This window comes from Pannonibacter sp. Q-1 (assembly GCF_054073275.1).
Genome location: NZ_JBSXNB010000004.1, coordinates 633,744 through 655,953, shown reverse-complemented (window position 1 = coordinate 655,953; position 22,210 = coordinate 633,744). Strand labels below are relative to the sequence as shown.

Here is a 22,210-nt window from a genome sequence, read left to right as displayed (position 1 = left end):
TCCACGCGGAAATTTACCGCTTCCCTGTCTTTTTTGTCATGCCAGTTCGCGATGAGTCCGGCCCGTCGGGTGCAGGTCAGGCTCGCGTGGCACTTGCGCCTTTCTTGGCGTGATGCCTTCCGCATCCCGGATGCGCTGGCATCAGAATGTCTTTCCCGTGCGGAAGCCGCCGCCCTTGCCCATGGTGCTTCCGGAAGAGCCGGTTCTGAAGCCACCGCTTCCGCGTGAGCTGCCGCCGCCAAGCCCCTGACCCGAAAAGCCGCCGCCAAACGAGCTGCGGCTGGTGCCGCGGCTGCTGGTGTTCTGGCGCACATGTGCCTTGCGGGCGCGGGCCCAGTAGTCCGCACCGCTGATGGCGCCCTTGACGAGCTCGCCCAGCAGGATGGTGGTCAGGTTGTCGTCCTTGAACGAGGAACCGTAATCGTCATAGCCGTTCTGCCGGAACTGCTGGGTCACCTTGGTCAGTTCCTCGCGGCGGCGGGAAATGTCGCGCTGCAATTCCTTGTCCTGGCGGATCTCGCGGGTCAGATCCTCGATCTGCGCCTCGACATTCTGCAGTTCACGCACGATGGCATCATCCTCGCGCGAGGGGGTGTCGATGGCCTTGCGCAGAAGCGTGTGCAGATCCTCCCGCTGCAGGGCCTTGGCGAGTTCCGCGGCTGCGGCCTGATAGCCTTCGTCCTCACCATCGGTGAAGGTCTGGAGCCGGGCCTGCAGGGCGGAAAGCTCCGCCTCCTGCGCCTCAAGCTGGCTGTCCAATTGCAGGAGGGCGTCCTGCAGCCCGATGGCCTCTCCCTCAAGGTCCTGCCCGGCAAGCCGTGTCAGCGTCTGGCGTTCGGACGCGGCAACCGCATCCGCCGCCTCACTGGCCAGCTCATTGCAGCGGGCCGCATGGGCTGTGAGGCGCGGAGGGATTTCGGTCAGCATGGCATAGTTCGGCCGGGCCGCATCAAACCGGATCAGACCGGCGACCCAGCGGTCGAGCGAACGCACCAGGCCTGAGTGGCTGTAGCCCGTGGTGCCGAAGCCGCGCTGCCACAGATACTTGAACAGCGGGTCGTTTTCGTAGGCCTTGCCCTTTTCCTCCCGGTCCGCTTCTGCCTGGAGGGCCTTTTCCGAAGCGGCGGTGGCGGTGCGGGCGGCCTGTTCTGCCGCAGCTTTCAGCCCCTTGTGGGTCTCATCTGCGGCAAGGGCCTGGACAAGAGGCCCTTCCAGTGCCTCGATCTGCTCAAGAATGGCGGATCGGGCGGCGGAAAGCCTGTCCCGCTCGCGCATATGCTCTGCCCGCTGGCTTTCCTTGAGGCGGACCTCTTCGGCAAGGCGTGCCAGATCGGCGTTGCGCCGCTCCAGCAGCTGCCGCGCTGTCCGCGCCGCGCCTTCCAGATCGGCGCCAAGATGCTCGGCTTCCTCTGTCTCCATGCGGAATTTTGCAAGGTCCCGGAAACCCTCGCTCATCTTCTCCGATAGCGCCGAAATGGCCCGCGTTGCCCGTTCGATACGGTGGGCAAGCTCAGTCTCCTCGCGGCGCAGATCCGCAAGGGCCTGTTCGATGGCCGAGAGTGTCTGACGTCCGCTCAGCATGGCTCAAGCCCCCGTTCCGGTGTCACCATTCGGTAATGGCCCCCTGTTCCACCGGCTTGCTCCACTCGATGCCGAGCTTGCCGCGCAGCTTCACGCCCAGTTCGGCATCCTGGACGATGCCATCCTTCGCCTTGTCGTCGCGTACCGCATTGAAAACGCTGACCGGTACCCGCTGCGCCCAGATGGTCACGGTCTTTTCCCTGCCGTCTTCCTCCGAGACGATCCGCCGTGGCAGAGGCTTGCCATCGGCACCGATCGCCTCCACCACCAGATAAAAGTTCTCGGCCGACTGATTCACATCGGGAATGCGTGTCACTCCCGTGGGCACATCCGGGCGGGAGACAATGCGAACGGTGAAGGTGGTGGCCAGCTCGCTGTCGAGTGCGGCCAGCTGGTCGCGCACCCGCCGTGCATCGGCCGCATCACCGCGCGCCAGAGCCCGTTCACCGTCAGCTGCAAGCCCTGCGGCCTGCACCTTGACCGCATCGTCCAGAGCGGCCGCATTGATGGCTGCGGTCAGCCGCGCAATGTCCTGAGGCAAAGTCTGGCTGAGCTCGGCCTGGAGAGCCTCCGCAGCCCTTTCACGCGGGGCCGTGACGAGGAAATGCCAGGCGGACAAGGAAATCACGAGTGCCGCCAGCGCGATCGCCGCCACGCGGGCATAGCTCATGCGCCGGATGTAAAGCAGGGCCAGAAACCGTTGCAGCCCGGCCTTTGGCGGGGCATAGACGAAACGGTCTTCCTTGAGGCTGGCAACACCCTGCAGCAGGATGTGATCGGGCACGTCAATGCCCTGTGAGGCATAGATGTCCCGCAGGCGGGCGATCAGTTGCGCATCACGGTCAGTTCCACTCAGCTCGCGCTGAACAAGGGCCTCGTCATGGCGCAATGTGTCGACCACATCCATCGCCATCATCAGCTCGTCGAGCGGCTGTCCTGCGGCCTTCTGTGTTGCGGCCATTCCAATCCTCCGGCCCGCTGGGGCTGGTTCATCAAGTCGTGTGCGCCGGCCGGCCTGTCAAGCCGGCCGGATGGGCTCAGCCCTTGATCAGAGCCTCACCGGCTGCAAGCTTTGCCAGACGGCGCTTGCCATCTTCGACGGCAAGGCGGATTTCTTCGGAGTTTTTCGTCGACATCTCGCGCATCTCGTTGATGATATTGCGCGAATTAACCTGGAAGTTGACCACGCTGTCCACCAGCTTCTTGACCGACGCCGCCTGCACGGTGGGGCCGTAACCGGCTTTCAGCGCGGCCTCCTGCACGGCATCGCCGATTTCGGCCAGCGTCTCGAGGCTCTTGTTGACGCCGTCCTTCATGGCATTCAGGGTCGCGGTCGATTCATGCAGGCCCTGCAGGCCGGTGAAGGAGGCGTTGAGCGCCGTCAGCACCGATTCATTGGTGGAGAAGAAGCTGACCGACTGGGCATAGACCCGCTCCTTGGCGTTGGTCGTCTGCATCAGGCGCGCCATGATCACTTCAGACGTGTTGTAGCCGATGGTCAGGTTGTCGGAGAGATCCTTGGCGACCTGATAGCGCTTTTCCTCGTCCTGCATCTCGCGCATGCGCTCGTCGCGGGTGAGTTCCAGCCTTGCCTTGGCCGCAAGATCCTCGCCGCTGAAGGCCGTGACTTCGGCAGACGCTGCTTCCAGCGACGCCTTGGCGGCGTTCAGCTTGGCGGTGGCGGTGTTCAGCACTTCCAGCGCCAGAACCTCGGCCTGTTTCAGCGCGCCGCGATAGTCACGGTAGGCGTTGAGGATGGTCTGCTCACGCTGGATCTGCTCCTTCGTGTCCTTTGCGACCTCCAGATAGGTCTTGCGGATGGTGTCGAAGCGGTCGGAAATGGTGCCGCGGCGCATGTCGCGCCAGCGGTTGGACAGGCCTTCCATGAAGGAAATCTTGCCATCGGCCAGTTGGTCGACCATGGCCTTGGCGTCGTCGCGGATCGAGTTGAAGGCATCCGTGATCGCCTCGTAGCGCTCGCCGATGGTCATGGCGGCGATCTGGGTGCGGACGATCTCGTTGAAGGTGGAGGCCTGGCCGAGCGTGCGGGTGATCACGGCAATCTTGTCCGGCGACAGGTCCGAGATCTGCTCAAGAAGCGCGTTGATCGGCGCATCGGCTTGCGTTTCGGGCATGAGGCCCAGATCCCTGAGAGCGCCGACGGCCCGGTCGAGATACTGCAGCGGGCTCTTGCTCTGTGCCTCGGTCATCGTCTTCCTCCTGCATCTGCGCCCCGCCGGAGGATCCGGCAGGCCTTCCGCTTGTTGCAACCAAATAGGTCAGGCTGATGACAGCAAGTCAACGCAAAGACCTGCGGGGCCATGATAATCCGCCCGCCCTGTCACATGAAGGCGACAGGGCGGGAAGGGGCATGTGACGCGTCGTTACTTTGCCGCCGCCAGAGCCACGGCAATCGCGGCAGCAAGGCGGGCATTGTTGCGCACCAGCGCGATGTTGGTGACGAGGCTGCGGCCCTTCGTCAGCTCGAAGATATGGCCCAGCACGAAGGGCGTGACGGCCTTGCCCCGCACGTCGCGCCGGGCGGCCTCGGCAATGGCCGCGTCAATATACTGGCCCATCTCGCCGCGGCTGATCTCGCTCTCTGCCGGAACCGGATTGGCGATCAGCACGCCGCCATGGCCGCCGAACAGCTTGCGCGCTTCGATCAGGCGGGCGATCTCCCCGGCGCTGTCCATACGGTACGGGGCGGGCAGGCCGCTCTCGCGCGACCAGAAGGCGGGCACTTCGTCCGTGCCATAAGCGATAACCGGCACGCCGCGCGTTTCCAGCACTTCCAGCGTCTTCGGGATATCGAGCAGGGCCTTGGCCCCGGCGCAGACAACGCAGACCGGCGTGCGGGAGAGTTCGTCCAGATCGGCGGAGATATCGAAGCTGGTTTCAGCCCCCTTGTGCACGCCGCCGATGCCGCCCGTGGCGAAGACGCTGATTCCGGCAGCATCAGCGGCCATCATGGTTGCCGCCACCGTGGTGGAACCCGGCCGGCCCGTCGCCACCGCAATGGCCAGATCGGCGCGCGAGCACTTCATCACGTTCTTTTCCTGCCCCAGCCGGTCAAGGTCTGCGGCATCAAGGCCGATGCGGATGCGCCCGTCGAGCACGGCGATGGTGGCCGGCACGGCATCCGCCGCGCGGATGTCCGCTTCGACCTGGCGTGCCGTCTCCACATTCTGTGGGAAGGGCATGCCGTGGGTGATGATGGTCGATTCCAGCGCCACGATGGGCTTGCCGGCAGCGCGGGCGGCCTGAACCTCGGCGGAATAGACGAGAAGATCCGCAAGGCTGGCGGGCAGGGAGGTGGACATGGTTCTTTCCTCAAGGCTTGCGGCCCGTGCCGGACCATTGCGGGGCGGCACGGCGCTGAAAGGGTGGGATGGCTTTGGCCACGCCTCAGGGGCGTGCCGGCCGGTTGGTGTTCTTATAGACCTGCGGGTGCTGCAGGTTCAACGTGGGGCAGAGGCTGAAGGCAGTGCCTCAAGCGCCGCCCAGCTCAGGCCTGCCGCCACTGCGCCGGTGACGGCAAGCGTCATGGCGGCTGCAGCAAGGCCTTTCTCGAGGCTCTCGGAGAGGGGCAGGTTGCGGGCGATGCCCGCAAGCGTTCCGGCCATCAGCGCGTCGCCCGCACCGGTCACGTCATGGACCATGGCGGGAGGCGGGGTCAGGAAGCCATGAGCCTCCCCCTTGGACCAGAAGAGCGGCTTTGCACCTGCGCTGATCACCACGGCTCCCGGGCCAAGGGCCCGCAGGGCGGCGCCGAGTTCTTCCTGCAGGGTATCGGAGCTGAGCCCGGTAAGGTGTGCGGCCTCGCCCCGGTTGACGAAGAGGATATCAAGCCGCGGCAGGATGGGGCGAAGGCGTGCCGCCTTGGCATTCGACACCGCATCGGCCGCCAGTAGCCTGCTACCGGAGGCCTGTGCCAGCGCTTCGAGCACGGCCTGGGGCAGGTTGGCCTCGATGAACCAGAGGCCGGCTGCCCGTGCCGCCGGTGACAGATCACGTGCGAGCGACGCATCAAGGCTCTCGGTGATATCCGTATCGACCACAGCGGCGGCAAGCGAGCCATCCGGGTCATGCAGGGCCACGTAACGGCCTGTGGGCATCGGCAGGGTGCGCACGCCATAAAGGTTCAGCTGTTCGCGCCCCAGAAGGCTGCGCAATGCGGCGCCGTCGCCGTCATCTCCCAGCGCTCCGCTGAGGGCCACCGGCACGCCGAGCTTCGCCAGCCCCCGCGCCACATTGGTGGCAACGCCGCCGGGCATGCCCCGCATGGTGGACGGGGTGGAGGTTTCGCGGTGGATGGGCTCCTTCGCATGGGCGATCAGGTCGAGATGAATGGCGCCGAAGCAGGCCGCCGGGGCCGCTGTCTGGACTGTTCCGTTCATTGCCGTGTCTCCTTGCAAGGCCCGTCCCGGTGCAATGAGGCGGTGCAGGCGTTCGCCCGGCCGTCCCGCAGGGCTGCCGCTGCGGCTGTGCAGGGCGCAAACCATATGCCAGCGATTCTGCAAACCTGCCAGCCTGCTTGCGAAGCTACGTGAAAAGAACGGGCTTGCGGAAGAGCGCGCAAGCGTGAACATACACGGAACTCATTGACGAAAAACGATAAAAAACAATCTTGTAAAAGATCTTGGCAAATTGGAACAAAGAGAGTACAAAAGCTGAGTTTGAAACGGCGGGTCCATCGTGGAATAAGGAGCCTCGCACATGTCTCAGAGTTCACTTCGCCTTGTAGAGAGCAGCCAGATGGACAAGACCAAAGCGCTGGATGCAGCGCTCTCGCAGATCGAACGGGCCTTCGGTAAGGGCTCCATCATGCGCATGGGCCAGGGGCAGGTGGTTGAGGTCCAGACGGTCTCCACCGGCTCCCTCGGCCTCGATATTGCGCTGGGCATCGGCGGATTGCCGAAGGGCCGTATCGTCGAGATTTACGGCCCGGAATCCTCGGGCAAGACGACGCTGGCCCTGCACACCATTGCCGAGGCTCAGAAGTCCGGCGGCATCTGCGCCTTCGTGGATGCTGAGCACGCGCTTGATCCGATCTATGCCCGCAAGCTGGGCGTCAATCTGGACGACCTGCTGATCTCCCAGCCCGATGCCGGTGAACAGGCGCTTGAAATTGCCGACACGCTGGTGCGCTCCGGCGCCATCGACATTCTGGTGGTGGACTCGGTGGCTGCCCTGACGCCGAAGGCCGAGCTGGAAGGCGAAATGGGCGACAGCCTGCCGGGCATGCAGGCCCGCCTGATGAGCCAGGCGCTGCGCAAGCTCACCGCCTCGATCTCCAAGTCGAACTGCATGGTGATCTTCATCAACCAGATCCGCATGAAGATCGGCGTCATGTTCGGCTCGCCCGAAACCACGACGGGCGGCAACGCGCTGAAGTTCTATGCCTCCGTCCGCCTCGACATCCGCCGCATCGGCTCCATCAAGGACAGGGAAGAGGTTGTCGGCAACCAGACGCGCGTCAAGGTGGTGAAGAACAAGCTGGCGCCTCCGTTCCGCCAGGTCGAATTCGACATCATCTACGGCGAAGGCGTATCCAAGTCGGGCGAGCTGGTCGATCTGGGCGTCAAGGCGAATATCGTCGAGAAGTCCGGTGCATGGTTCTCCTACAACAGCCAGCGCCTCGGTCAGGGCCGCGAGAACGCCAAGCAGTTCCTGCGCGACAATCCGGCCATTGCCGACGAGATCGAGCTCGCCATCCGCCAGAACGCCGGTCTTCTGGCTGAAGCCATCACCACCGGTGACAGCGACAGCGAAGACGCTGACGATTGATATCCCCTGCCGGTACAGGCTGCCGGTGGGATACCCCTTACGTCTGATTGTTTTGAAGACCCGCGTTTTGCGGGTCTTCTGCTGTCTGGAGCACGATTGCCGCGAGGGCTGGTCTTCTGCCCCTTGAAGGCAAGCGCCAAATGCAGCTGCCTCGCTTCTGGACAGGCCGAAGGGTGAAAGATAAAAGGCTTTGAACTGCTTGCGCGGGAAAGGCCGGGGCAGGGGGCAGGAGAGTGCACCCGCCGGAGATATCCCGCGCTGCCGATGGATCGAGAGCGAGACCTAGATGAGCGGCGTAAACGAGATCAGATCAGCGTTTCTGGAATACTTTGCCAAGAATGGCCATCAGGTCGTGGAATCGAGCCCCCTGGTGCCGCGCAACGACCCGACGCTCATGTTCACCAACGCGGGCATGAACCAGTTCAAGAACGTGTTCACCGGCCTGGAGAAGCGCGACTACGACCGCGCCGTGACCGCGCAGAAGGTGGTGCGTGCCGGCGGCAAGCACAACGATCTCGACAATGTGGGCTACACCGCACGCCATCACACCTTCTTCGAGATGCTGGGCAACTTCTCCTTCGGTGATTATTTCAAGGAGCGGGCCATCGAACTGGCCTGGAACCTGATCACCAAGGAATACGGCCTGCCGAAGGAGCGCCTGATCGTCACCGTCTATTCGGAGGACGATGAGGCGCACGCCCTGTGGAAGAAGGTCGCCGGTCTTTCGGACAGCAAGATCATCCGCATCCCGACCTCGGACAACTTCTGGACCATGGGCGACACCGGCCCCTGCGGCCCGTGCTCGGAAATCTTCTACGATCACGGCGACCACATCTGGGGCGGCCCTCCGGGTTCGGCCGAGGAAGATGGCGACCGCTTCATCGAGATCTGGAATCTCGTGTTCATGCAGTATGAGCAGACGCCGGAAGGCCGCTTCAACCTGCCGCGTCCGTCGATCGACACCGGCATGGGACTGGAGCGCGTGGCCGCCGTGCTGCAGGGCGTCCATGACAACTACGACATCGACCTGTTCCGCGCCCTGATTTCGGCCTCGGTCAATGCGACCGGCGTTGAAGCGGATGGGGCTGCCCGTTCGAGCCACCGCGTCATTGCCGACCACCTGCGCTCCTCCTGCTTCCTGATTGCCGATGGCGTTCTGCCGTCGAATGAAGGCCGTGGCTATGTCCTGCGCCGCATCATGCGCCGTGGCATGCGCCATGCGCATCTGCTGGGCGCGCGCGAGCCGCTGATGTGGAAGCTGGTGCCCGCGCTCATCCGCGAGATGGGCCGTGCCTATCCGGAGCTGGTGCGTGCCGAGGCCCTGATCACCGAGACGCTGCGCCTCGAAGAGACCCGCTTCCGCAAGACGCTGGAGCGCGGCCTTGGCCTCCTCGACACGGCAACCGCCGATCTCTCCAAGGGCGGTGAGCTGGATGGCGAGACGGCCTTCAAGCTCTACGACACCTATGGTTTCCCGCTGGACCTGACGCAGGACGCCCTGCGCGCCCGCGGCATCACCGTGGACACCGATGGTTTTGCAACCGCGATGGAGCGGCAGAAGGCCGAGGCCCGGGCGGCCTGGGCGGGGTCCGGCGAAAGCGCCACGGACACGGTGTGGTTCGCGCTCAAGGAAAAGTGCGGCGCGACCGAATTCCTCGGCTACGAGACCGAGCAGGCGGAAGGCGCCGTTCTGGCACTGGTCGCCGATGGCAAGGAAACGGACAAGCTGACGGCCGGACAGACGGGCTTCGTCATCCTCAACCAGACGCCTTTCTATGGCGAATCCGGTGGTCAGGTTGGCGACACCGGCGTCATGAAGGCTGCCGGCGTGCGTCTCAAGGTCACCGAAACCCAGAAGAAGGCCGATGGCCTCTTCATCCACGCTGTGACGGTGGAAGAGGGCACGGTGACGGTTGGCCTTGGTGTCGAGCTGGTGGTGGACCATTCCCGCCGCAGCCACATCCGCTCCAACCACTCGGCCACGCATCTGCTGCACGAGGCCCTGCGCGAAGTGCTCGGCTCGCATGTGGCGCAGAAGGGCTCGCTGGTCACCCCGGACCGCCTGCGCTTCGACTTCTCCCATCCCAAGCCGATTGACGATGCGGAGCTGAAGCAGGTCGAGGCGATTGCCAACGAGATCATCCTGCAGAACGCCCCGGTCGACACCCGCCTGATGGCGGTGGACGAGGCGATCGAAAGCGGTGCCATGGCGCTCTTCGGCGAGAAATACGGCGAAGAGGTGCGTGTGGTGTCCATGGGCACGGCGTTGCATGGGCCGAAGGCAGGCAAGACCTATTCGGTCGAGCTTTGCGGCGGCACGCATGTGAAGCGCACCGGTGACATCGGCCTCGTGCGCCTCGTCTCGGAAGGTGCAGTGGCGGCCGGCGTGCGCCGTCTGGAAGCGCTGACCGGCGAAGCAGCCCGTGCCTATCTCGACGAGCAGGACACCCGCGTCCGCGAGATCGCGTCCATCCTGAAGGTTGGGGCAGGCGAAATCACGGCCCGCGTTGCCCAGCTGCTGGACGAGCGCAAGCGCATGGAAAAGGAACTCTCCGAAGCGCGAAAGAAGCTCGCCATGGGCGGGGGCGCCTCCGGTGGTGCAGACCAGCCGCGTGAGATCAACGGTGTCAAGTTCCTCGGCCGCGCGCTGGATGGCATTCCGGCCAAGGACCTGAAGGGCATGGTGGACGAAAGCCGCACCGCGCTCGGCTCCGGCATCGTTGTGCTGATCTCGGTTTCCGAAGACGGCAAGGGCAGTGCCGTGGTTGGCGTCAGCGAAGACCTGACCTCCCGGTTCAGCGCGGTGGATCTGGTGCGCGTCGCCTCCGAAGCCCTTGGCGGCAAGGGCGGCGGCGGCCGTCCGGACATGGCGCAGGCCGGTGGCCCGGACGGGAGCAAGGCTGCGGAAGCCCTGGCGGCCATCGAGGCTGCCATCGCAGGCTGACGGGCGTTTCAGCCCGCCGGGATGAGTTGGAACCCGGCAGTGCGGCAAAGTGCCTCCTCAGAGGCCCCCGCCGCACTGCCGGTGCCTGTTTGTTTTGAAATAATTGATTTTTTGCCTGTAGCTTTGCCGGGCTTCTGTCCCAAGGCTTTCGGTGCCGGCGCATCATGCCTTGAAATTGCTCAGGCGCCACGCGGGCTTGATCAACGCGCATTGGGCCGTGTTCATTGCGTGTTGGATGTGCCGGGTTGCGTTTCTGGAGGTGCCGTTGGAGCTGCTTTTTTCTGTGCCTGCGATACTGCTTGGTCTTTCCGGCGTCTATGCGGTGTTTACGCTGACGCTGGCGGCAGCTGTCGTGCGCTATCCCGGCTCCACATATCTGCGCCTCTGGTTTGCTGTTTTCCTGCTGGCATCGGCTGGCAGTACCTGCATCGCGTTGCGGGGCACTGTGCCGCTTGCCGTGAGCGATGACGTTGGCTTTGGCCTCTTCATCATCGCTCTGGGCTTTGTCTGGCTCGGCATGCGGTCCTTCTTCGGCCGGCATGTGCCTTATCTTCTGCCCGTCATGGCTGCCCTTGGTGTTGTCCCGCTCAGCCATGCCCTTGATGAAAGTCAGGATCTGGCAGCGCTCTGGCGCATAGTCTATGCCCTTGCAATCGCAGGTCTCTTCTACCTTTTGACGGCGTCTGAGCTGCGGCGCAGCATCCGTGAAGAGGGCCTGCCCTCGGCGCGGGCGGCCGCTGGGGTCTATACCAGCCTTTCCTTCGTTCACCTTGCGGCCCTGCCGCTGCCGTTCCTCTTCCCCGTCCGGTTTGACGGCCTCATCCCCAGCTCCGACTGGCTGTTCGGGCTGATCTTCCTGTCGTTGATGCACACGGTTGCGGCGGTGTTTCTGGGAATTGTCCTGTCGAACGAGCGTATGGCCAAGGCCATGCGTCATCTGGCGGACACGGATGAACTGACAGGCCTGCCGAACCGGCGCGCCTTCCTGCGCCAGGTCGAGCAGTCGCTGGCAACGGGGAGCGGCGGCACGCTGCTGATCGCCGACGTCGATCATTTCAAGCAGATCAATGACCGCCATGGCCACCAGTGCGGTGATGCGGTGCTGAAGAATTTTGCGGCCATGCTGGAACAGCTTGCCGGAGAGCGGCTGTTTGCGGCCCGCATCGGCGGTGAGGAGTTCGGCATTTTTCTGCCCGGTCTGACCGGCCCGCATCTGGATTTGCTGGCTGCCCAGCTTTGCCGCGCAGCCGCCGTGTTGCAGATGGAGCATGGTGGCAAGGTTATTCCGGTCACGATCAGCACGGGTGTGGCCGATACCTCTGGCTCCAACGCGTCCTATGAACAGCTGTTTGCCGAGGCGGACCGGGCGCTCTATCTCGCCAAACGCTCGGGCCGGAACTGCTTCCGCCGCCTGCCGCAGATCCGCCTGGTGCATGAGACCGGTGCGGGGGAGAGCGGAGAGAAGGGCGATGGAAAGCGCCAGCTCGCCTGAATTCGAGGCGGGACGTTCAGGCCGGGACGCAGGTCAATTCCGTGCAGCTTTCACTTTTGCCGGTCTGGCTCCGAGCCAGACGCGCTGGCTGGCGGCATCGCGCAAGGGCGGGGCCAGAAAGTAACCCTGCGCATAGGTACAGCCTGCGTCTTTCAGGAAGGCCAGCTGCCTCTCATCCTCAACCCCCTCGGCCACGATGCTGATCCCGAGGCCCTTCGCCAGATGGATCATGGTGTCCACAATCACAGCATCCTGATGCGAGGTGGTGACACGTGTGGTGAAAGACCGGTCGATCTTCACGCCGGTGACCGGAAACTGACGCAGATGCGTCAGTGAGGCAAAGCCGGTGCCGAAATCGTCAAGCGACAGCTGGAAGCCCAGGTCATGCAGGCGCTCAAGGGTCCTGCCGATCTGACAGGCAGAGCGATCGATCAGCACGGTTTCCGTGATTTCGAGCACCAGCCGGTCCGGCGTCAGGCCATGCCGGACAAGGCTCTCGCGCAGCATGGCAGGCAGGTTGTCGCATTTCAGTTGGGCAAGACCCAGATTGACCGACAGCGTGCCGGCGCCAAGACCGGCGCGTTCGAGAGCTGCAAAGCTCTGGCAGCTTTTTTCGAAAAGCTCCTGCCCGAGTGCCAGCCCCATTCCGGCATCTTCCGCTATGGCGACAAATTCGAAGGGCGGCATGTCTTCGCCTTGCCGGTTCCAGCGGGCAAGGCTTTCAAAACCATGGTGGCGGCCGGTCGCGATGTTGACGATGGGCTGCAGGGCCACGGTGATGCTGCCGGCCAGAAGGGCTTCGGAAAGGGCGGTCTTGACCTCGGCCACCCGGTGCAGCCTGCGGCCGAGCTGCTCATCGAACAGGGTCCAGCCGTTGCGGCCGTTTTCCTTGGTCTTGTAGAGGGCACTGTCGGCGTTCTTGAACAGCTCGTCCACCGTGGTGCCATCGCGGGGGAAGAGGGCAATGCCCATCGAGATGCCCGGCCGGAGCATCCGGTTTCCAGCCGGCATTTCCTTCGTCAGGGCCTTGTGCAGCGTGTTGGCGACCACCTCACAGGCCTCTTCGCGCTCGAAACCGGTGACAAGCACCGCGAATTCATCCCCGCCAAGCCGGGCAAGGGTATCTTCGCCGCGCAGGGTCTGGCGCAGGCGCTTGGCCACCGTCTTGAGCACCAGATCTCCGGCATCATGGCCAAGGGTGTCGTTGATGGACTTGAAGTGGTCGACATCCAGCAGAATGAGAGCGCCCATGCGGTCCGAGGACCGGGAGCCCTTGAGCGTACGCAGCAGGGCGGTGATGAGGACGCTGCGGTTGGCAATGCCGGTGAGGGAATCCGTCTCTGCGGTCTGGCGCACGGCCACCTCTGCGGCTTTCAGGGCGGTCACATCGGTCCTGACGCCGACAATGTTGCCGGAGGCGGATTTGCGCTCGCGCACGTGCAGCCAGCGCCCGTTCGGCAGCTTCTGGATCAGGGCCTTGCCCGGCGGGTTGCGGTGGTTGGCAAGGCGTGTGCGCAGCCACTTTTCCTTCTCCTCCGGCGCCGTACCGGCATCCAGATACTGTCCGGCCTCCAGCCCGTAGCGCAGGATGGTCTCGAATTTCTCGCCAAGCCGGATGGCCGGAGCCGAATAGCTGTAGAGATCCTTGTAGGCGGCGTTGAAGAGGATGAGCCGGTCTTCGCTGTTATAGGCCGCAAGCGCATCGGGAATGGATTCGAGCACATCATCCAGCAGCGCCCGGGCCTGATCGGCCTCGTTCTGAGCCGTCATCCAGGGGGTGTTGTTGACCGCCAGTCCAACGGCCCCGGTCACCTGTCCCTCTTTCATCAGCGGGACGAGAACAGTCTCTATGTACTGGCTTCCATCACGCGTCGTGACGTGGCGGCTGTAGCGGACACGCTCTCCCTTGAGCGCGCGCTCGTGATGCTGATGCCAGTCGGCAGCCTGGTCTTCGGGCACCCATGTTTCCACGGCCCTTTTGCCGGCCAGATCGCCGAAGGCCGCAATATCTACGCTGTTCTGAAAGACATAGACGCCCTGAGTATTCAGGATCCAGGCACCATACGGCAAAGCTTCGAGAAGCTCACACAGGTCTATACCAGCCGTATCGAAATCCATGACATGCATGTCTTGCTCTCGCGCCGCCTTGGTGAGGTGCCGGAAACAGCATGCGTCCGCTTTGGAAACGTTTCGTTAAACCGATGAATAGCTATTTCATGAAGTGCCAGAAAAATTGAGTAATTTTCCTTTGTTATCTGAAATTTTCCGGAATAAATCCGGATCTACTATGCTCATTTATGATCTATATTCCCTTCATATATGCCGATTTCAGGGGTGTTGACTGGTGTCTGTTTCCTCCTGTCTGGATGATAGGGCCATCTGAAGCCGCAATTGGGAAAAATTACAGAGGTCCGGAATATCTTCTCAGATCAGGCATGCAGCTGATCTTGCTCTCTCAGCCGGATTCTGATTGGCTCCGGCTGAGAGAGGTCTTGGCGTTTCGCGCGGCCTCTCAATTGATGACAGGCAGAAGACCCTTCGGCAGTTGATCGTAGAGCGGCTGACCCAGCCAGAAGACATCCGTCGGCCCGATGGCAAAGTCGACCACGTACCAGTAGCCGTCGACCTCGCGCTGCAGGACGAAAAGCCCGGGGCCGTCGCGGTATTCCATCTCCTCGGCAATCAGCGTCTTGCTGAGATCAATCGGCTTGCCGCCGGGGCGCTGCGGGTCGAGGATGGCGAAGGCCCAGCCATCGGCAACGCGCATGTGGCGGACGGAAAACTCGACCGGCGCGCCAACGCGCACCTCCATGATCGGGCGGGCCGAGTCCAGAATGGCCGTGCGCTCCTCGCTGCCGCGCCCGGGTTCATAGGCCTTTTCCGCCATGGCGGGGGCCGTCATCATGGCGGGAAGCATGGCGCCGGTGGCGAGGCAAAGGGGCAGGACCGCCTGAAACAGGGTGGCTGCCAGAAGGTGCCGCAGCTTCGCGCCGGGGCTCTGAAAGGATCGCATCGAAAAAACTCTCTGCAAACGGAGTGCATGACCCCACCACTCTGGCAGGGCCGACAGTATCCGTGCCCGATCGGCACGGAAATTTCCAGTGCCCGGTGCAGAGCTGTGTTGCTGTTGCTTCTGCTCAAACGCAAACGGCCCGGATCACGCTCCGGGCCGTTCCTCATCTTGTCCTGACAGGGAGGCGTTCAGGCCGCCATGGCCTTCTGCAGGTTGCTCTCGATCTTGTCGAGGAAGCCGGTGGTGGTCAGCCAGTTCTGGTCCGGACCGACCAGCAGGGCGAGGTCCTTGGTCATGAAGCCGGCTTCCACCGTCTCGATGCAGACCTTCTCCAGCGTCTGCGCAAACCTGGCCAGATCCGCATTGCCGTCCAGCTTGGCCCGGTGGGCGAGGCCGCGGGTCCAGGCGAAGATCGAGGCGATCGGATTGGTCGAGGTCTGCTCGCCGCGCTGGTGCTGGCGGAAGTGGCGGGTAACGGTGCCGTGGGCGGCTTCCGCTTCCACCGTCTTGCCATCCGGCGTCATCAGCACGGAGGTCATCAGGCCCAGCGAGCCGAAGCCCTGTGCCACGATGTCCGACTGCACGTCGCCATCATAGTTCTTGCAGGCCCAGACATAGCCGCCCGACCACTTCAGCGCCGAAGCCACCATGTCATCGATCAGGCGGTGCTCGTACCAGATTTTCTTTTCGGCATAGGCGTCCTTGAACTCCTTGTCGAAGACCTCCTGGAACAGGTCCTTGAAGCGGCCGTCATAGGCCTTCAGGATCGTGTTCTTGGTGGAGAGATAGCAGGGCACGCCGCGCTGCAGGGCGTAGTTGAAGGAGGCGCGGGCAAAATCGATGATGCTTTCATCGAGATTGTACATGGCCATGGCGACACCGGCGGAGGGGGCGTCATAGACCTCGTGCTCGATGACGCTGCCGTCCTCGCCCTTGAAGGTGATTGTCAGCTTGCCCTTGCCGGGGAAGCGGAAGTCGGTGGCGCGGTACTGGTCGCCGAAGGCGTGACGGCCGACGATGATCGGCTGGGTCCAGCCCGGCACCAGACGCGGCACGTTGCGGATGATAATCGGCTCGCGGAAGATGACGCCGCCCAGAATGTTGCGGATGGTGCCGTTCGGCGACTTCCACATCTTCTTCAGGCTGAATTCCTCGACGCGGGCTTCATCGGGGGTGATCGTCGCGCATTTGACGCCAACGCCGTGCTTCTTGATGGCATTGGCCGCATCGATGGTGATCTGGTCACCGGTTTCATCGCGCTTCTGGATCGACAGGTCGTAATAGTCGAGATCGATATCCAGATAGGGGAAGATGAGCTTGTCCTTGATGAACTGCCAGATGATGCGGGTCATCTCGTCGCCGTCGATATCGACGACCGGGTTCGCTACCTTGATCTTTGCCATGGGTTCTGGGCCTCGTCTGGGTTGCGGAAACTGGATTGTGTTCGCGTGTATACGATTTTGGCGCCGGTCAGGCAAGCGGCGATTTCCCGCTGATCCTGCCACTTGCCAGCGGATATCTGAAGGAACCATAGCCATGCTTCTTGCTGTTTGCACGACAACGGAGACGAAAGAGGAAGCGCAGACAATCGCCCGTACCGCCGTGGAGGCGGGGCTGGCAGCCTGTGTGCACATGGAGGAGATCACCAGCCTCTACATGTGGGACGGCAAGGTCCATGAGGGCGGGGAGGTGCGCCTGACGATGAAGACGGCAGCGGAGGCCTATCCCGCTCTCAAAGCCCTCATCCAGCGCCTCCACACTTACGATCTGCCTGCGGTCTATGCCTTCGAGGTGGTGAAGGGCAGCGCGGCCTATATGGAATGGGTGCGGGAGCAGGTGGCGGTCTGGGAGTGATGCTCATTGTATTGTACAGGATTCTGTGCGTATGTACGGCGTAAGCAAGGAGCATTTCCATGGACGTGATGACCTATACCGATGCGCGTTCGTCCCTCAAAGACGTGATGGACCGGGTGATCCATGACCGGGTGGAGGTGATCGTGACCCGCAAGAAGCGGGAAGCCGTCGTGATCATGTCTTTGGAGGAGTTCAATTCCATTCAGGAGACGCTGCATCTGCAGAAGAGCCCGGAAAATGCCCGGCGGCTGCAGGCCTCGATTGCGCAGCTGACGGCGGGCGAAGGCGAGGAGCGTGAGGTCGATCTGTGAAGCTCGTATTCTCGGATCACGCCTGGGAGGATTATCTCTGGTGGCAGCAGCCGGGCCGGGAAAAGGGGCTTGAGCGCGTCAATTCACTGATCAAGGAAGCCAGGCGGCAGCCCTTTGGCGGAATAGGCAAGCCTGAGCCACTCAAGGGCGACCTGACAGGATGGTGGTCCCGCCGGATCGCCGATGACCATCGCTTCGTCTATCGTGTGTCCGGCAAAGCCGGGGCGCAGAGCCTCGAAATCGCGCAGTTGCGCTATCACTATTGAGGCCTGCGCCTGCGCTCTTACTCCCTCTCGAACTGGCGCAGAAGGAAGCGGGCGATCCGGAAACCCGCCGGGCCCACGGCCATCGACAGCACGAAGGCGACCGGCCAGGCCATCGCAAAGCCTTTCGCCCATATCTGGAGCCATTGCACCGTAGGGCCGAATTCCAGATGCGTGAAAATGCCGCTCATCAGGAAAGCCATGATGCCGGAAATGAAAATCTGGGCAATGATGATCAGCCGGAATTGTGTTTGCATGCCTGCTCGTCTTTCAAGAGAGGGAGCTGGCTTTCACATGCGCACAGCACCCCCTTTGTTCCATGGGGATGCCGCGGGTTCGGTGCACAGGCACCGACTAATTCTCGTGCAAACGAGGGCTGGGATAACCGGACCAGCCATTCCTTTTTCGGCAAGCCTATAATGATGATCCATGGGCATGCGGTCAAGCGCCTCCCGCCGCAGGGGGGCGCTCTTGCTTGCTGTTTGACAAAGTATTTTATCTGACTTAAGTCAGATAAATCATGTTGAACGATATCTCCCGTTTCCGCCGTTTCAGCCGTGCCGTCACCACCGAGGTGGGCGCGCTGGATACGTCGTTTCTTGGCCGTGGCCGCCCGCTGGGGGCTGCCCGTGTTCTCAACGCCATCGGGCATGGCCGCACGGATGTGGCGGCCATCCGCTCCTATCTCGGGCTCGACTCTGGGCTGATGAGCCGTCTTCTCCGCTCCCTAGAGGAGGAGGGCATGATCGAGGTGGTCCCCGATCCGGTGGATGCCCGCAAGCGCCGCGCTCACCTGACTGCCGCAGGGCAGGGGGAATTCGAGATCTACGAGAACCTGTCCGATGAGCGCGCCGAACGGCTGCTGCAAAGCCATGCTCACCCTCAGGCGCTGCTGGAGGCGATGGATCTGATTGCCTCGGCGCTGGGACGTGAGCGCTGGAGCTTCGAGGAAGTGGACCCGCGCTCTGAAACCGCGCGCTACTGCCTTGAACACTATTACGCCGAGCTGGACCGGCGGTTCGAGGGCGGCTTTCAGGTGTCCCTGTCTGCCGATCCGGACGCGCAAAGCATGATGCGGCCGAAGGGGGCGTTCTTCGTCACGCTCTCGGACGGCATGCCTTTGGGCTGTGCCGGGCTCAAGGGCACGGACAAGGGCTATGCGGAAATCAAGCGCCTGTGGGTGTCGCCCGCCGCCCGTGGTCTTGGCCTTGCCAGCAAGCTGATGGCAAAGACCGAAGAGGCAGCACGCGAACTCGGCATCGGCCTGCTGCGCCTCGACACCAACAAGGCGCTTCCCGAAGCGGTCAATTTCTACCGCAAGGAAGGCTGGACCGAAATCGACCGCTTCAATGACGACCCCTATCCGGATTTCTTCTTCGAGAAGCGGCTTTGAGCCGGTGAAGGTGGACGGCGGCGCCCGGGATGAAGCAAAGCGGAGATCCTGGGGGAATTCGTTTTCAGAGCGGTCAGAGTGGCGCAGGTGGCAGAGGTTTTCGTAAATTCCTGCCACGGCGAGGCTTGAGACAACGGCATCCCTCTGCGAGCGAGTAGGCCCCGGCTCGCGCTCCGCTTGGCCGGGGTGACACCGTGCCATTTGTGCAGGGCTGTGCCTGCGCGGCTGAAACTTTCCTGAGGTGGAGGGATAAGCTCTTGCGGGCCTCCTCAGCGTCACCCCGGGCGGAGCGAAGCGTAGACCCGGGGACCACTCGCTTGCAGAGCGTTTATGGGGAGTGGGAAGCCGAGAGACTGGCGTATGAGACCCTACGTGTCTCATCTGCAGTGGGTTGCGGCACCTTTCTGCAAATGAGCAGGCCCAAGTCTCCATGAATTACACCAAGGATGTCCCAGGAAGGAACTGTCCAACAAACGAAAAAAAGGGCGGCCCGGTGGACCGCCCCTTCTGCATTCAAAGCGCTGATCAGCCTTAGCCGATGATGGCGTTCAGCGTGGCGCTCGGGCGCATGACGGCGGCAACCTTGTCGGCCGGGGCGTGGTAGTAGCCGCCGAGGTCGGCAGCCTTGCCCTGCACACTGTTGAGTTCCGCCACGATCTTCGCTTCATTGGCCGTCAGGGCTTCGGCGACCGGGGCGAAATACGCCTTCAGCTCCGCGTCCTTGTCCTGTGCGGCAAGGCCCTGTGCCCAGTAGAGGGCGATGTAGAAGTGGCTGCCGCGGTTGTCGAGCTGGCCGACCTTGCGCTGCGGGGACTTGTCGTTGTCCAGCAGCTTCTCGATGGCCTTGTCCAGTGCGTCCGCCAGAACCTGAGCCTTGGCGTTGGACTTGACCTGCGCCAGATGCTCCAGCGAGGCTCCGAGGGCGCAGAATTCACCCAGAGAATCCCAGCGCAGGTAGTTTTCTTCCACCAGCTGCTGCACGTGCTTGGGGGCAGAGCCGCCAGCGCCCGTTTCAAACAGGCCGCCGCCGTTCATCAGCGGCACGATGGACAGCATCTTGGCCGAGGTGCCGACTTCCAGGATCGGATAGAGGTCCGTCAGGTAGTCGCGCAGCACGTTGCCGGTGATGGAGATGGTGTCGAGGCCCTTGGCAATCCGCTCCGTCGAGTAGCGGGCGGCATCGCTCGGCGACATGATCTGCAGGTCGAGGCCCGAAGTGTCATGCTCCGGCAGATAGGCTTCCACCTTCTTGATCAGCTCGGCATCATGGGCGCGGTTCTTGTCCAGCCAGAACACGCCCGGCATGCCGGAGAGGCGGGCGCGGCTGACGCCGAGCTTTACCCAGTCACGGATCGGGGCGTCCTTGGTGAGGCAGGCGCGCCAGATGTCGCCGCCTTCAACCGCATGCTCCAGCAGCGTGGTGCCAGCGGCATCAACGATACGGATAGCGCCATCGGCCTGCGCCTTGAAGGTCTGGGGATGCGAGCCGTATTCCTCGGCCTTCTGGGCCATCAGGCCGACGTTCGGCACGGTGCCCATCTTGGACGGGTCAAGCGCGCCGTTCTTCTTGCAGAACTCGATCACCGCATCATAGACGCCGGCATAGGACGAGTCCGGGATCACGCACTTGGCGTCGTTTTCCTTGCCATCCGGGCCCCAGCCCTTGCCGCCGGCGCGGATGAGGGCAGGCATGGAGGCGTCGATGATGACGTCGGACGAGACATGCAGGTTGGTGATGCCCTTGTCGGAGTTCACCATGTACATGGCCGGGCCATTGTCGAGCGCAGCCTTGAGGTCAGCCTTGATCTCAGCGGCCTTGTCAGCGGGCAGGGTGGCAATCTTGGCTTCCAGATCGCCGATGCCGAGGTCAGGGTTGACGCCGATCTCAGCGAAGGTGGCGGCGTGCTTGGCGAAGAGGTCCTTCAGGAAGGTCTTGACCACATGGCCGAAGATGATCGGGTCGGAGACCTTCATCATCGTGGCCTTGAGGTGCACGGAGAAGAGCACGCCCTTGTCCTTGGCGTCCTGTATTTCCTTCTCAAGGAAGGCGGTCAGGGCCTTAGCGCTCATGAAGGTGGCGTCCAGCACATCGCCTTCGGTGAGCTTCAGGTTGTTCTTCAGAACGGTGACGGCACCATCCTTGGCCACGAACTCGATGCGTGCGGTGCCGGCGGAAGCTGCGGCAACCGTCACGGACTTTTCGTTGGCGGCAAAGTCGTCCTTGCCCATGGTGGCGACATGGGTCTTGGAGGTCGGCAGCCAGGCGCCCATCGAATGCGGGTTCTTCTTGGCGTATTCCTTCACCGCATTCGGAGCGCGGCGGTCGGAGTTGCCTTCGCGCAGAACCGGGTTCACGGCCGAACCCTTGATCGCGTCATAGGCGGCCTTTACGGCCTTGTCCTCGTCCGTTGCCGGATTGTCCGGGTAGGAGGGGATGGCATAGCCCTGTGCCTGCAGTTCCTTGATCGCGGCATTGAGCTGCGGCTGCGAGGCGGAGATGTTCGGCAGCTTGATGACGTTTGCATCCGGCTCGATCACCAGACGGCCAAGCTCGGCCAGATCGTCGGACTGCTTCTGTGCGTCCGTCAGATACTGCGGGAAGGCGGCGAGGATGCGGCCTGCCAGCGAAATGTCCCTGGTGCCGATGGAGATCCCGGCCGGTTTGGCAAAAGCCTTGATGATCGGCAGGAAGGACGCGCTCGCCAGTTCAGGCGCTTCGTCGACCTTGGTGTAGATGATGTCGGGACGTCCGGTGTCGGCCATGTTCAATCATTCCCACAGTTTGAAACGGTCAGGCGGAGGTGCCGGGGCAGCTCCGGAGAGCGCCACCATAGACACGTATACAGTTGTGCGCAATTTCCGGACGCCTGCCCCGCCCGGAAATCCGCAAGGAGTTCTAACAAACGCGGGGGAAAAGGCAATCAAGCGAAAACCCTGAGGGCGGCCTGGCGGCGCCCTCATCCGGGATGCCGGGCAGGCGGGCGCCGGAAATGGAGGCTTCTCCCGCACAAAATTCCGTCCCGGGCTTGGCGGGGCGGTATATTCATCGTATTTAGGCGATGAATTGACCTGCGGGCAGCGGTGAGGCTGGCAGGCAGAGGGAGAGATCATGTCCAGTCATGGCGCTGAGCGGCCGGATCACGGCAGCGGCGGAGGGGCTTGTTGTGCCCCGAAGGAGAAAGTCTGCCGGAACGCGGATACTGCGGCACTGGCTGACCTGTTCCGGGCGCTGGGCCATCCGGTCCGTATCGGCATTCTCAAGGAAATCATCCAGCGTCAGGAGGCCTGCTGCGGCGAGATCGTCGGCTGCCTGCCGCTGGCCCAGTCCACCGTTTCCCAGCACCTGCAGGTGCTGAAGGAAGCCGGGCTTCTGACCTGCGACATCCGCGGGCGCACCTGTTCCTACCGGATCAACGAGGCCTTTCTGGCTGGCGGGGACGCTGCCGGTCTGCGGCTTCTGGCGAATGCTGCCAGCTTTTTCAATGACATCACAGCTGCCGCTCAAACCTCTTCAAGGGCGCGGGAGAGACAAGAATGACAAGACGTGCAAATCCCCATAGCCCCAGTTC

18 protein-coding genes are annotated in these 22,210 nt (G+C 62.9%); 8 read left to right on the top strand and 10 right to left on the bottom strand.

Features of this window, described 5'->3' with window-relative positions; all coding sequences use genetic code 11:
* Positions 1–141: 141 nt before the first annotated feature.
* The 5 genes from ACVNHC_RS14510 to ACVNHC_RS14490 all read right to left on the bottom strand — a co-directional run bounded on the left by ACVNHC_RS14510 (position 142) and on the right by ACVNHC_RS14490 (position 5,981).
* Entirely contained in the window at positions 142–1,581 is a 1,440-nt protein-coding gene (locus tag ACVNHC_RS14510) for a hypothetical protein (RefSeq protein WP_457167663.1), read from the bottom strand.
* A gap of 22 nt (positions 1,582–1,603) precedes the next feature.
* Complete coding sequence (locus tag ACVNHC_RS14505) at positions 1,604–2,542, bottom strand: DUF6384 family protein (protein ID WP_457167662.1); 939 nt, start codon at positions 2,540–2,542, stop codon at positions 1,604–1,606.
* 76 nt (positions 2,543–2,618) lie between these two features.
* Positions 2,619–3,791, bottom strand: coding sequence for a hypothetical protein (locus tag ACVNHC_RS14500; RefSeq protein WP_050472612.1), 1,173 nt, complete (start codon positions 3,789–3,791; stop codon positions 2,619–2,621).
* 174 nt (positions 3,792–3,965) lie between these two features.
* Entirely contained in the window at positions 3,966–4,904 is a 939-nt protein-coding gene (locus ACVNHC_RS14495) for a pseudouridine-5'-phosphate glycosidase (RefSeq protein WP_457167661.1), read from the bottom strand.
* Positions 4,905–5,042: 138 nt separating this feature from the next.
* Entirely contained in the window at positions 5,043–5,981 is a 939-nt protein-coding gene (locus ACVNHC_RS14490) for a PfkB family carbohydrate kinase (protein WP_082676159.1), read from the bottom strand.
* 319 nt (positions 5,982–6,300) lie between these two features.
* On the opposite strand from ACVNHC_RS14490, the gene recA reads away from it, so the two are divergent.
* From recA to ACVNHC_RS14475, 3 genes are all read left to right on the top strand, one after another.
* A complete protein-coding gene (recA, locus tag ACVNHC_RS14485; protein ID WP_094461991.1) occupies positions 6,301–7,371 on the top strand; it encodes a recombinase RecA in 1,071 nt (356 codons plus the stop codon).
* 286 nt (positions 7,372–7,657) lie between these two features.
* The gene (alaS, locus tag ACVNHC_RS14480; RefSeq protein ID WP_058899439.1) at positions 7,658–10,315 is read left to right on the top strand and encodes an alanine--tRNA ligase; all 2,658 of its coding nucleotides are present in this window, start codon (positions 7,658–7,660) and stop codon (positions 10,313–10,315) included.
* Positions 10,316–10,598: 283 nt separating this feature from the next.
* Positions 10,599–11,807, top strand: coding sequence for a GGDEF domain-containing protein (locus ACVNHC_RS14475; RefSeq protein ID WP_457167660.1), 1,209 nt, complete (start codon positions 10,599–10,601; stop codon positions 11,805–11,807).
* A gap of 33 nt (positions 11,808–11,840) precedes the next feature.
* Here the strand turns inward: ACVNHC_RS14475 and ACVNHC_RS14470 are convergent, their stop codons facing one another.
* From ACVNHC_RS14470 to ACVNHC_RS14460, 3 genes are all read right to left on the bottom strand, one after another.
* On the bottom strand, positions 11,841–13,934 hold the full coding sequence (locus ACVNHC_RS14470; protein ID WP_457167659.1) for a putative bifunctional diguanylate cyclase/phosphodiesterase: 2,094 nt from the start codon (positions 13,932–13,934) through the stop codon (positions 11,841–11,843).
* A 385-nt stretch (positions 13,935–14,319) separates the two neighbouring features.
* The gene (locus ACVNHC_RS14465; protein WP_457167658.1) at positions 14,320–14,820 is read right to left on the bottom strand and encodes a hypothetical protein; all 501 of its coding nucleotides are present in this window, start codon (positions 14,818–14,820) and stop codon (positions 14,320–14,322) included.
* A gap of 188 nt (positions 14,821–15,008) precedes the next feature.
* Positions 15,009–16,223, bottom strand: a complete 1,215-nt coding sequence (locus ACVNHC_RS14460) for an NADP-dependent isocitrate dehydrogenase (RefSeq protein WP_457167657.1) — start codon at positions 16,221–16,223, stop codon at positions 15,009–15,011.
* 133 nt (positions 16,224–16,356) lie between these two features.
* Between ACVNHC_RS14460 and cutA the strand changes: the two genes are divergently transcribed.
* The 3 genes from cutA to ACVNHC_RS14445 are packed head-to-tail and all read left to right on the top strand — an operon-like array spanning position 16,357 to position 17,251.
* Complete coding sequence (gene cutA / locus ACVNHC_RS14455; RefSeq protein WP_457167656.1) at positions 16,357–16,674, top strand: divalent-cation tolerance protein CutA; 318 nt, start codon at positions 16,357–16,359, stop codon at positions 16,672–16,674.
* Between the two features lie 59 nt (positions 16,675–16,733).
* The gene (locus ACVNHC_RS14450; protein ID WP_050472621.1) at positions 16,734–16,985 is read left to right on the top strand and encodes a type II toxin-antitoxin system Phd/YefM family antitoxin; all 252 of its coding nucleotides are present in this window, start codon (positions 16,734–16,736) and stop codon (positions 16,983–16,985) included.
* Positions 16,982–17,251 (top strand): Txe/YoeB family addiction module toxin, encoded by a 270-nt coding sequence (locus tag ACVNHC_RS14445; RefSeq protein WP_019964589.1) that lies wholly within the window; start codon positions 16,982–16,984, stop codon positions 17,249–17,251. The genes ACVNHC_RS14450 and ACVNHC_RS14445 overlap by 4 nt, the downstream gene beginning before the upstream one ends.
* Positions 17,252–17,268: 17 nt before the next feature.
* Here ACVNHC_RS14445 and ACVNHC_RS14440 read toward each other — a convergent pair whose 3' ends face one another.
* Positions 17,269–17,505 (bottom strand): DUF2798 domain-containing protein, encoded by a 237-nt coding sequence (locus ACVNHC_RS14440; protein ID WP_094461986.1) that lies wholly within the window; start codon positions 17,503–17,505, stop codon positions 17,269–17,271.
* A gap of 263 nt (positions 17,506–17,768) precedes the next feature.
* On the opposite strand from ACVNHC_RS14440, the gene ACVNHC_RS14435 reads away from it, so the two are divergent.
* Positions 17,769–18,641 (top strand): bifunctional helix-turn-helix transcriptional regulator/GNAT family N-acetyltransferase, encoded by an 873-nt coding sequence (locus ACVNHC_RS14435; protein WP_457167655.1) that lies wholly within the window; start codon positions 17,769–17,771, stop codon positions 18,639–18,641.
* Between the two features lie 531 nt (positions 18,642–19,172).
* Here the strand turns inward: ACVNHC_RS14435 and ACVNHC_RS14430 are convergent.
* Positions 19,173–21,404: an NADP-dependent isocitrate dehydrogenase gene (locus ACVNHC_RS14430; RefSeq protein ID WP_457167654.1), complete on the bottom strand. Its 2,232-nt coding sequence runs from the start codon at positions 21,402–21,404 to the stop codon at positions 19,173–19,175.
* A 346-nt stretch (positions 21,405–21,750) separates the two neighbouring features.
* On the opposite strand from ACVNHC_RS14430, the gene ACVNHC_RS14425 reads away from it, so the two are divergent.
* Positions 21,751–22,179, top strand: coding sequence for an ArsR/SmtB family transcription factor (locus ACVNHC_RS14425; RefSeq protein ID WP_058899448.1), 429 nt, complete (start codon positions 21,751–21,753; stop codon positions 22,177–22,179).
* Positions 22,180–22,210 lie beyond the last annotated feature (31 nt).